The organism is Rhodothermales bacterium (genome assembly GCA_034439735.1).
In the GTDB taxonomy this organism is placed as follows: domain Bacteria; phylum Bacteroidota; class Rhodothermia; order Rhodothermales; family JAHQVL01; genus JAWKNW01.
Window position 1 is genome coordinate 1 of record JAWXAX010000263.1, and the last position, 11,027, is coordinate 11,027.

12 protein-coding genes are annotated in these 11,027 nt (G+C 62.6%); all 12 read right to left on the reverse strand.

Annotation, left to right across the window (positions count from 1 at the left end):
- The coding region (locus SH809_18525) for a magnesium chelatase (GenBank protein ID MDZ4701714.1) at window positions 1-1,264 on the reverse strand (1,264 nt) is incomplete at its 3' end.
- Window positions 1,265-1,437: 173 nt separating this feature from the next.
- Window positions 1,438-2,478 (reverse strand): hypothetical protein, encoded by a 1,041-nt coding sequence (locus SH809_18530; protein ID MDZ4701715.1) that lies wholly within the window; start codon window positions 2,476-2,478, stop codon window positions 1,438-1,440.
- Between the two features lie 71 nt (window positions 2,479-2,549).
- Window positions 2,550-2,975 (reverse strand): cytochrome c, encoded by a 426-nt coding sequence (locus SH809_18535; protein MDZ4701716.1) that lies wholly within the window; start codon window positions 2,973-2,975, stop codon window positions 2,550-2,552.
- Window positions 2,976-3,295: 320 nt separating this feature from the next.
- Window positions 3,296-4,084: an ABC transporter permease subunit gene (locus SH809_18540; protein ID MDZ4701717.1), complete on the reverse strand. Its 789-nt coding sequence runs from the start codon at window positions 4,082-4,084 to the stop codon at window positions 3,296-3,298.
- Window positions 4,081-4,812: an ABC transporter ATP-binding protein gene (locus tag SH809_18545; protein ID MDZ4701718.1), complete on the reverse strand. Its 732-nt coding sequence runs from the start codon at window positions 4,810-4,812 to the stop codon at window positions 4,081-4,083. Before SH809_18545 ends, SH809_18540 begins: the two co-directional genes overlap by 4 nt.
- Entirely contained in the window at window positions 4,809-6,044 is a 1,236-nt protein-coding gene (locus SH809_18550) for a nitrous oxide reductase family maturation protein NosD (protein ID MDZ4701719.1), read from the reverse strand. The genes SH809_18545 and SH809_18550 overlap by 4 nt, the downstream gene beginning before the upstream one ends.
- A 16-nt stretch (window positions 6,045-6,060) precedes the next feature.
- Window positions 6,061-6,516 carry a hypothetical protein gene (locus SH809_18555; GenBank protein MDZ4701720.1) on the reverse strand — a complete coding sequence of 152 codons (456 nt, stop codon included), beginning with the start codon at window positions 6,514-6,516 and terminating at the stop codon, window positions 6,061-6,063.
- 1 nt (window position 6,517) lies between these two features.
- A complete protein-coding gene (locus SH809_18560; GenBank protein ID MDZ4701721.1) occupies window positions 6,518-7,117 on the reverse strand; it encodes a hypothetical protein in 600 nt (199 codons plus the stop codon).
- A gap of 156 nt (window positions 7,118-7,273) precedes the next feature.
- Window positions 7,274-9,232, reverse strand: coding sequence for a Sec-dependent nitrous-oxide reductase (gene nosZ, locus SH809_18565; protein ID MDZ4701722.1), 1,959 nt, complete (start codon window positions 9,230-9,232; stop codon window positions 7,274-7,276).
- A 40-nt stretch (window positions 9,233-9,272) separates the two neighbouring features.
- On the reverse strand, window positions 9,273-9,806 hold the full coding sequence (locus SH809_18570; protein ID MDZ4701723.1) for a cytochrome c: 534 nt from the start codon (window positions 9,804-9,806) through the stop codon (window positions 9,273-9,275).
- Between the two features lie 23 nt (window positions 9,807-9,829).
- Window positions 9,830-10,270: an Rrf2 family transcriptional regulator gene (locus SH809_18575; protein MDZ4701724.1), complete on the reverse strand. Its 441-nt coding sequence runs from the start codon at window positions 10,268-10,270 to the stop codon at window positions 9,830-9,832.
- A gap of 113 nt (window positions 10,271-10,383) precedes the next feature.
- Window positions 10,384-10,827, reverse strand: coding sequence for an Rrf2 family transcriptional regulator (locus tag SH809_18580; protein ID MDZ4701725.1), 444 nt, complete (start codon window positions 10,825-10,827; stop codon window positions 10,384-10,386).
- Window positions 10,828-11,027 lie beyond the last annotated feature (200 nt).

Consider the following 11,027-nt stretch of genomic DNA (forward strand, 5'->3'; position numbering starts at 1 on the left):
CCTCGAACGGCATATCCGGGTTGATCACCAGATTGTTGCCCTGGGTGAACCAGGTGAGCAGCGCCTGATAGGGCGACCGCCCCGTCTTTTTGTCGCCGGGGTCCGGGAAGTAGGTGGTGAAGATGGTCTTGATCGACCGGCCGATCAGCAGGCGGGCGACGTTCTGCGCGCCTTCCTGCTCTCCTTCATACACCAGTTCGACCTTCCCGGTGATCGCCGGCTCCACCGAGATGAAGTCGCTGATCCGGACGGTCGTCTCGGTCTCGCCATTCACCAGCGCCCGCCGCTCGGCGGCGGAGATGAGGTCCTCGAGCGCCGCCCGGGTGAGGCGGACGGAGACGCCGGATTTCTGGTCAACGTATTCGCTCGCACGCGCCTCGAAGGCGATTTGCTCGACGATTTCGCGGAAATACGCCGGCACATGCACCTTCACCCCCTCGCCGCGTTCCTGCCATGCCTCCTGCGACGTAATCTGGACGCCGATCTCGATCGTTTTCGGGTAATGGGTAATGATCTGGCTGTCGATCCGGTCCTTCAGCGGGGTGATGATGCTTCCGCGGTTCGTGTAGTCCTCGGGGTTGGCCGAGAAGATCATCATCACATCGAGCGGGAAGCGGACGTTGAACCCGCGGATCTGGATATCCTGCTCCTCCATAATGTTGAGCAGGCCGACCTGGATGCGCGGCTGGAGGTCGGGCAGCTCGTTGATCGCGAACAAACCCCGGTTGGTGCGGGGGATGATGCCGAAATGGATCACCTCCTCGTCGGCATACGTCAGTCGGAGGTTGGCGGCCTTGATCGGGTCGATGTCGCCGATGAGGTCGGCGATCGTAGTGTCCGGCGTCGCCAGCTTTTCGTTGTACCGCTCGTCACGGTGCAGCCAGTCGATAGGCGTGTCGTCTCCTTTTGCGGCGATCAGGTTGCGGGCGAACTTGGAGATCGGGTTAAACGGATCGTCGTTCACCTCGCTGCCGCGGACGAAGGGTATGTATTCGTCCAGCAACTGCGGCAGCATGCGGATGATGCGGCTCTTCGCCTGGCCGCGCAGGCCGAGCAGGATGAGGTCGTGCCGGCCCAGGATGGCGTTCTGGATCTGGGGGATGACGGTCGTGTCGAATCCGATGATCCCGGGGAAGACCCGTTCGCCCTTTCGCAGCCGGGCGATCAGGTTCTTACGCAACTCGTCCTTCACCCCGATCACCCGGTAGCCGGATGCCTTGAGTTGTCCGAAGGTGTGGATGTCGGTCAGGCGGGAAGAAGTCATGAAGCAGGTGAGATTCAGCGTGTGCGGTTCAGAGACTGTTAAAAATCGCGCCACCCTCATCTCGTCCTCCCCGTGAAAACGGGGATCCATACAACCAGCCGGTCTTGTATGGATCCCCAATCAAGTTGGGGATGACGAGATCAAGGCAAAGAGCAGTTCTCCTGTTGCCCCCCTTACTCGAAGGCTGTAGCCCAGCGATAGAGCGCAAGCCATGGCTGCGGCTCCACGTAGACGACGGCGATGTCGAATCCGTCGCCGTTGGGGTGGGCGGCGAGGTCGACGGGGTAAAAGGACTGGGCGAATACCGGCGCCTGCTGCACGAGCCGGCGCTGGAGCCGGCCGGCAAGGTCGTACACATCGATCAACAGCCATCCCGGGCGGATGTTCAGGACAAAAATGCGGTCGCCGGCGACGGCCATGCTCGGGGTGAGCAGCGGCGGGTCGTACAGGTCGCCGAGCAGGAAGGAGCGGCTGCGGGCCAGCATCGGGGAGTCGAAACCGACCAGGGCAAGCGTGTCGCGGGCCGCGAGGGGGGGGATGCGATCCAGCACGGGCCGGTACCCGCAGGCGCTCAGCAGGGTGTCTTCGGTGGCGACGAGTTTGCCCGAATAGCGCCAGATCGGCCCCTCTAGCGGCCATCGCTCCTGGATGGCGCCGGAGGCATCGAGCCGGCCGATGAAGTTCTCGTAGGCCTCGCCGAGGATCTTCACGTACAGCCCACCCGAACCGTACGCGGCGTATTGCAACAGCTGCTTCTCGGGAAGGTCCGACGGGGTCGGGATCGTGGCGATGACCTGCTGGTCGACGAGCAGACGCACGGCGCGGAGGGTCGGGCTGAAGATGGCGACCGTGTCGCCGGCGGCGCCGGCCAGGAACGGGATCGGAAAGTCGTCATCCCGCACCTGATACAACGGCTGGCCCTGGGCGTCGAAGGCGTGTACGGCGTTGGCCTCCGCATCCGACACATGGAGCACACCGGCGTCGTCGAATAACACGGTGCGGGGATATTCGAACGGCAGCGCCTCCGGGCCGGCGGTCTCCCACACGACATCGAGCGTATCAACCGCGATGGCCCCGGCAAGGGCGCGCGAGAGGGAGTCCGCCGGAAACAGCGCGCGCGACTCCACCCGGTTGCACGACGACGGCAGGCAGCCGGCGAGCACGAGGGGCGTCAGGAGGAAGCAGAGAGAGGCGAGAGGGGAGAAACGGGGCATGCCGGGGAAGGAAGTTGAGCGGGCCCCTTGTAAGGCGCCGGATAGGGTTCGTTCCCGGTTGAGCCGGCCCCTTATTTTCCCCGTATGTACTCCAGAATCCCCCGCGCCTCGTCCCGAGACAAAAACTGGTTTGGCATCGCCACCCCGTACTCCTCCCGCTGCGCGATCATTTCGGGGTGCTTCTTCCCCATTTCGTCCGGGTTGAGCAATACGTTCATCACAAACGCCGGCGCCCGGCGCTCGAGCACACCGCTCAGGGGCGGACCTACCAACCGCGTATCCCACTGATGACACGAGGCGCACTTCAGTGTGAAGCTCTTTTCGCCCTCCGCCGCCAGCGCCGAGTTCACGCCCGGCAATACAAACGGCTCAATCGGGCCGATGCCGTGTTCGAGCTGGGCCTCGCTGAGGCCGGCCGGGGCCGCCGCCGGGGTTTTATCGGGAACAGGTACCTCGCAGGCAGCGAGAACGAGAACGATGAGGATGATGCTTCGCATGGCAGTCCCTTTCCGGTGAAGAGGTCACCCGGTAGTCTACCCGCCGGCGCCCCGATTGCCTGAGAGGCCATTCCTGACGCGGTTGTAGGGCGATGGCTAAAAAAAAAATCATGTCATCTCGACCGCAGGCCCGATTTATCGGGCCGCAGCGGAGAGACCTCCTGTCGATTGGCACTGCTCTGAATAAGGAGGTTTATTCGCTTCGCTCGTGTCTCCGCTGCACCGCCGGCAAGCAGGCGTTTCCAGTCGAGATGACAGGGCAATCGCTATTCGCAAATCGTTTATTCGCTAATCGCTAATCGCTAATCACTAATCGCTACTCAAAAGTCTTTTCTGAGAAACAGCCGATAACTCACCCCCAGCGGCCCCGCGATCCACAGGAGCAGCATCACCCCGGCCACAACCATCCCGATCGGGGTTCCGAAAAACGCCTCGAACACGGCGCCGGTGTAGCCCATCATGGCGGCGATGTCGACTTGCAGGAGCATCATCACCCGGGCGAGGTCGAGTGGGTTGAGGAGGGTGAGGACAAGCGTCGGGATTTCGAGCGGGTAGGCGGCGTAGAGGTGTATGACGAGCAGCATCAGGCCGTCGTAGACGATGCCGAACATCAACCAGGTGACCAGTGCCGCGGCGAGGCCTTTCACCTTTTCATCGAATCCGATGGCGAAGAGAAAGGCGATGGCGACGAAGACAAACGACAGCAACACGCCAGTCGCAAGCAACAACGCCAGCGGAGCGCCGTAGCCGGCCAGTTCCCGAGCGTGGATGAGTAACGGGGCGCCGGCGCCCACGGCAAACGCGCCGGCGAGCGGCAGCGCCAGCCCCAGGTAGAGGCCGCCGAAGAGCTGGCTCCGTTTGATCGGCTGCGCCAGCAGCAGCTCCATGAAGTCGCGCGCCGCATACAGGTACATCGCCCCGAAGACGATGCACACGAGCGGGATGACAAGGAGCGAGAGATTCATCAGACTCAACAGCGCGCGTCCCCCGCCGCCAAACCGGAACAGGGCCTCGCCGCTGAGGGCAAAAAACAGGGCGTAGGCGATCAACCCCTTGCTGCGGGAGATGTCGTTCAACGCATACGCGAATATCGTGCGGAGCGGGTTCATGCGGCTTTCTCCTGCATCAGGTGGGCGATGGCGCGTTCGAGGTCGTTCTCGCCCGTGCGGTCCTTGATGGCCTGCTGCCGGCCCATGGTGTGCACCCGGCCGTCGAGCAGGAACGCGATGGTGTCCGCCAGCGCCTCGACCTCCCCGATATTGTGGGAGGTGAGGATGACGGTTTTGCCGGCGTCCCGCTCGCGGCGGATCTTGTCTTTGAGGAGACTGCTGGCGATCGGGTCCAGGCTGGCGGTCGGCTCGTCGAGAATCAGGATGTCCGGCCGGAAGAGGAAGGCGATGACGGCATTGATCTTCTGGCGTGTCCCGCCCGAGAGGGCGCGCATCGGCTTGTCGACATCGCGCTCGAGGCCGAAGAGCTCGAATAGCTCGTCATCCACGCCGACGGGATTGCCACGCAGGTTCCGAAGGAGGGTCAGCAGTTCGCGCATGCGCAGGTTCTCGGGGAAGCGAGCGATCTGAGGCATGTAGCCGATCCGCTCGCGGTATGCCCAGCCGGCGTCGAGCCGCTGTCCGTCGAGGAAAATGCGTCCTCCGGTAGGGCGAACGAGCCCGAGGATGCACTTGATAAGCGTCGTCTTCCCCGACCCATTATGGCCGAGGATGGCGGTGATCTCCTGGCGCTCGATCGGCAGGTTCAGGCCTCGCAACACATCGTGCTTGCTGAATCGCTTTTCGATCCCATCGATCTGGATCATGGGTTTTCCGATGTCGATCATTGGAATGCGCGTAGCGCGGGGCTAGCATCGACGAGGGTCTCGGGCGTCAGCGAGGGCAACACGCGCTCGGCAGCGTCCAGCAAGTCGATGAACAGGCTCCGCAAGAGGATGATGGAGGGCTCGTTGGCCTCAACGAGCAATGAAAAGAGGCGCACGGGGCGGAACGGGACGTCGCCCACGCCGTCGCGGTCGAGGTCGTACCCCGTGTAGTTGTCCCAGTAGTTGCCGGCGAACGTACTGTTGCTCTGTCGGCTGTTGGTGGCGACATCGAAGGTGTTGGCGATGAAGTTGTTCGCGGTGATGGTGTTGTCCGTCGCGTTCGCCATCAGCTTCAGCGCCCAGCCGTTGCCCTCAAAGGTGTTGCCGTCCATCGCCATCCGGTTCGACCCCTCGGCGTAAATCCCGATCGTGTTGCGCCGGAACGTATTGCCGCGGATCGCGCTGTCGGTGATGTCTTTCAATAGCAGCCCGTACGACGCCGGCCCCCAGTTGTCCTCGAAGCGGTTGGCGGTCATCTCAACGGTTTTGCTGTACATGACGGCCACGCCGGCGCCGTTGGCCAGCAGGGCGTTGCGGCGATAGATACACCGGTTCGAAAACATGAAATGCAGCCCGTAGCGCAGGTTGCCGGTGCTGAGGTTGTCCAGCACCTCACTGTCCTCCACGAACTCCAGATAAATCCCATCCCGGTGCCCGCGCACGGTGTTGCCGGTGATCGTGATGTAGCGCGAATACCAGAGATGGATGCCGTTGCCGGAGCGGGTTTCGGTGCCTTTCCGGCCTTCCAGGACGTTTCCGCGGATCGCGCAGTGGCTGGTACGGGCCAGATAGATCCCGAAAAACGTGTCCTCGAACCGGTTGTCTTCGATCACACACTGGCTCGCCTCGTTGAGCTTGATGGCGGCCTGATCCTCGACAAAACTGGTGGCGACGTTGCGAAACACGAGGCCTCGAACGGCCACGCTGTCGGCGGTGATGAGGAGGATCGGCTGGCCGTCGCCGTCGATCACGGCGCCGACCTCGCCGACGAGCGTCAGCGGTTTGTCGATCGTGATGCGCTGCTCATGCCACACGCCGGCGCGGACGACCACCTCGCTGCCGGCCGGCGCGCGCCGCACGGCCTCGGCGATCGTCGTCAGGGTGTCGTTCGGCGCGGTGATCCGAACCGGCGTTTGTGCGGACACAGCGCCGACGAGGACCAGGGTGAGCAGGATGAAGAGGGTGCGTTTCATGGCGGCCGCCGGTGCGTCACTTAGGGGTGTGTACGATATCCAACGTACTGGCCGGTCGGCCGGCGATCCGCAGCACCTCTTCCCATCCGAGTACCTCGCCGTCTGGCGCCTGCTGGCGTGCCGCTTCGGCCGTCGGGAAGGCGCCGAGGTTCATCCCCATCGGACTCGAAATGGACGGGCTGCGGTAGAGGATGATTTCTTCGGCCGGCCGCAATACCTCCGGCGCGGTGAAGTCGACCATCCAGAGCGCATGCACCTCAGGCTTCTGCTCGGCGACGTAGGCGGCGAGGCATTCGATGGCATCGAACGGGAGCCGTTTGCCCTGCGGCGTCACCAGCTCGGCGCCGAAGCGCGGGTCGGTGAGGGTCATCATGCAGTGCGTGCAGCGGTCGTGGCCGTAGTCGAGCGGCCGGGGATCCAGCGAGCAGCCGGCGAGGCCGGCAATGAGAAAGAGAAGGAAGGGGATACGCATGTCAGGCGACCTCCGGCGCGGCTTGTTTCCGGGTGCGGAGCTGGAGGTAGGAGAGGTAGAGGCCGGCGCCTAGCGACGCGAAGGCGATCCACCCACTCAATGCCGGCCACGAGGTGGCGGTGAAGTTGAGCAGCTGCTTCGAGCCGATCAGCGGCGGCTGGTAGCTCATCCCCGGGATCTTGATGATCGCGTTCACCGTGTCCAGGTTGTGGCCGTAGTCGTATTCCCACAGGTAAAAATCCACCAGGCCCACGACGGCGATCGCCAGAAACAGCCCCGTCCACCCGTACAGCAGCCACGGCCGGCCGATCGCCGCCGCCAGCAGCCCCAGCGCCACCAGCCCCCCGATGATCCACGGCATCATCTTTAATTCGGGGATCGCCTCCGGCACGATCCGCTTCATGCCGATGTAGTGATTGAGATTGTTGATGTTGTTCAGGTCGTGCTCCCTCTGGCCTTTGATGGTATCGATCCAGATCTCCAACCCCAACCCCTCCGGGTATTGCGGCGCTTCGAGCGAAATGCTCCAGATGGGTGCGAGATACATCACCAACAGCGCAAGCGATGCAACGGCAAGGATGAGGCGGGTGCGCGAGTTCATGGCGAGGTTGTATGGCGGACGGCATGGGAGCGAGGCTCCGGGTACAGGGAGTACTTCGCGCCCATACCGTCCTTGATTAGCGATTAGCGATTCGAGGTTAGCGATTAGCGATTTCACTTTTCACTTTGCCTTTTTCCTTTTCCCTTTTGCCTTCCCTCAGCCTCCTGTATGGTACGCCAGCGGGACGTTGCTGCCGGCGGGGGAGACGCGCAGGTACCCCTGCATCTCCTGGTGCAGCGCCGAGCAGAAGTCCGTACAGTAGAACGGGTAAATGCCTGGTTCTTTGGGCTCCCAGATGAGGGTGCGCGTTTCGCCCGGCATGATGAGCAACTCGGCCGTGTTCATGCCCATGATGGCGAAGCCGTGCGGGACGTCCCAGTCCTGCTCCAGGTTGGTGACGTGGAAGTAGACCTTGTCGCCGGCGCGGACGCCCTCGATATTGTCGGGCGAGAAATGGCTCCGGATGGTGGTCATGTAGACATGCACCTCATCGCCCTGACGCTCGATCCGGGTATCCCCCTCGCTCTTCGTGGCATGCGGGTGCGTGTTGCCCTCGAGGGCGTAGATCTGCACCTGGCGGTCCTTGATGACGCTGGCTTCGATGCCCTGGGCGTAGTGCGGCTCGCCCATCGTCGGGAAGTCCAGGATGATCCGCATCTTGTCGCCGCTGATGTCGATCAGCTGCGCGGCGTGGGCCAGTTCGGGTCCGGTCGGGAGGTAGCGATCCTTTGTGATCTTGTTGAGCGCGACCAGGTACTTGCCCCATGGCTTCTGGCTGTCGCCGCCCGGTATCATCAGGTGACCAACGCTGTAGAAGACGGGGATGCGGTCCACTACGGTGAAGGTCTCGAGGCTCCATTTTACAATTTCGGAGGTGATGAACGAGGTCGTGTAGGCGAAGCCGCGTCCGTCGAATTCGGTGTGGAGCGGCCCGAGGCCCGGGTCCTGCACTTCGCCGGCGATGATCGACTCGTACTTCAGCACGGGGATGCCGTCGAGCGTCGTCTCGAAATCGCTGTTGGCGATCGCGGCGATCATCTTCGTGAACGAATGCACCGGGATGACCGTCGCGAGCTTGCCGCCGGCCACGATGTATTCGCCGGAGGGGTCGACATCCACGCCGTGCGGCGACTTCGGCGTCGGCAGGAAGTAGACCATGTCGCTGCAATTCCCCGATTCGAGTACGGTCACGGCCGTTTTCATCTCGTGCTGCACAATGCGTGACGCCTCGTCCATGTGGTTGTGGGCATACCGCGCAGGCATCTGCCGCGTCTGGCCGGCGGCGACGCACTCCTCCGCCCGCTTCCAGTTCACCGCGGCGATGAAGTCCTTGTCGTTCTGCGAGGCGTTGACCTCGAGCAGGGTATGCGCCTGCTCCGAGTTGTAGGACGTGAAGAACATCCACCCGTCCGACGGCCCCTTGCCGGCGTGCGCGAGGTCGTAGTTGAAGCCCGGCACGATGATCTGGAACGCGACGTCCATTTCGCCGGGACGGTCCGCCCGGATGAAGGACAACGAGCCCTTGAAGTTCTCGGCGTACGAGTCAATCGAGACGTCCCGGTTTGGGATCGGCAGCGAAAAGCGCGTTGTGGCGACGACGTACTCCGAGTTCGGGGTGATAAACGGTGAGCCGTGGTTGCCGGAGGAGTTCGGGATCTCGAGGATCTCGGTCGTCTCGAACGTGGTCAGGTCGATGCGCGCCACGCGCGGCGTATTGTTGCCGTTGATAAAGATCCAGCGGCCGTCCGGCACGCCGGCGGTCATCGAAAGCTCGGGATGGTGCGCGTCGTCCCAGGGTACGAAGCCGTGTGAGGTCATGAGCATCGGCTTCGTTTCCTCGTTATAGCCCCAGCCGTTTTCGGCGTGCTGGGAGAATACCGGGACGGTTTTCAGCAGCCGGCCGGACGGCAGGCCGTGCACAGTCAGCTGGCCGCTGAAGCCGCCGGACATGAAGGCGTAAAACTCGTCGTATTCGCCGGGGGCGACATACACCTGTTGCGCGGCGTCGGTGGACGACGTCGTCGGGCCGGCCGTCTGGCAGGCTACAAAGCCGCTGGCAAGGATCGCGAAGCCGGCGATTGCCAGTAGGATCGGATGATTGGCGTAGGTTTTCATGGTGTTTGCACGTGTAATGGATTCTGTTTGGGGGAGTGCGTTATTCGTTGGTTTCTTCATTCTCCTCATCCTCTTCTGGTTCTTCAGCGGCCGTGCGCATATACTCAAGCAGCGCGCGCGCCTCGTCCTCCGTTAGATTCTGGCTGGGCATCGGGGTCATGTACTGGGCTAGCATGGCGCGCGCTTCGGGATGTTTCTGAACCATCTCGGCCGGGTTGAGCATCATGTTCATCACGTACTCCGGCGTGCGGCGCGTCAGCACATCGCCCAGTGCTGGGCCCACATAGCGCTCATCGAACTTGTGGCAGGCCATACACTTCATCTTGAAGCTCTCCTCGCCCCGACGGGCCAGATCGGCATCGATCGGGCCGAGCGTGAGCTGCGTCACCGGGCCAATGCCGTTCGTCAGCTGGGCCTCGGTCAGGCCGCCAGTCGTGGACGAGGGGGTCGCGGCTGGCGGTGTCGCCGGAGCGTCGCCGTCGCCCGAACCGCATCCGGCGGCGGGCGCGAGGAGTAGCGCGACCAAAACGAGGCGCGCGGCGAGCAGGGTGCGGTATTCGGAGTGTGATGTCATAGGGGATAAGAGAGTATTTTGTCTTAAAGTAAGGTAAAAAAAGAGCCTAGCGTAGTATTCTGGGCCATCAGCGTGGCCAACTCCTGGATCGTCAGCGTGGCGAAACCGCTTTCGAGAGCGCTGCGGGTACTCGACCAGGGGCGGTGCATGGGGCAGGGCGCTTGCCGGCCGCAGCCAGGAAGTCCGAGGATACACGACTCGAACAGACCGGGGCCATCAATCGCCAGCACTACGTCCCGCACGCTCAACGTCACCGGATCGGCCAGAAGCATCGCGCCACCCTGGGCCCCTTTTCGGGTCTTTATAAAGTGGCGGCCGGCCAGGTCGGACAGAATCTTGGCCAGATACGACGCCGGAATCGACAACGATTCACTGATCTGCCGCATCGGGACATACCGCTCGCTCGGCTCCCGTGTCAGGTAGACCAGGGACTGGAGGCTATATGTGCATCGTCTGGAGATCATTTCGTATAGCGGACTCTTTTGTCTTTTATTAAGATCGGGCAGAAATGCACCGAGGTCAAGAGGTGTGGGGGATCTCATGAGTTCTTCATTGTCGGGGCGTTGAACGTTGCGCGTTACACATTGGGTGCGGCGCTGAGGCGGAGGCCCAGCTTGTTGATATCGGCCGCCAGGTCGGCGAGGGTGGTCTGGCCGAACATCGCCTCGATCTGTCCACGCTGGGGCGCCCACTGCTGGTGGAGGGGGCAGGGGTTGTCGCGGCCACACGCCGGCAGGCCGAGCACACACTGCGTGAACACACCATCCCCATCGATCGCCACGACGAGGTCGCGCACGGGGATGGCGCTGGCCAGCTTCGCCAGACGTACACCGCCATGTGGCCCCTTGAGTGAGTGCAGCAGCCCCGCCTCGGTCAGCTTCTGGAAGATCTTCGTCAGGAAGTGAAACGAAATACCCAGGTCGTCGCTCAATTTCCGTATGGAGACGTGGCCTTGTTGCCCGAGCGCTACCAGATAAAGGATGGCGCGAATGCCGTATTCGGCGCTTTTGGAGAGAATCATGTACTTCGGAGTCTTTTGTCTTAATTTAAGATGGAGGAGCGACAGCCGGCAGCCGCGATCAAATCTTCACAGCCGGACGCCCCGCGCCCAACCTCGCCGCGCAGAACCACTCCAGCCCCAAACACACGATTTGCCCTTTTGCCCTTTCCCTTTTGCCCTTTCCCTTTTGCCCTTTCCCTTTTGCCCTTTCCCTTTTGCCC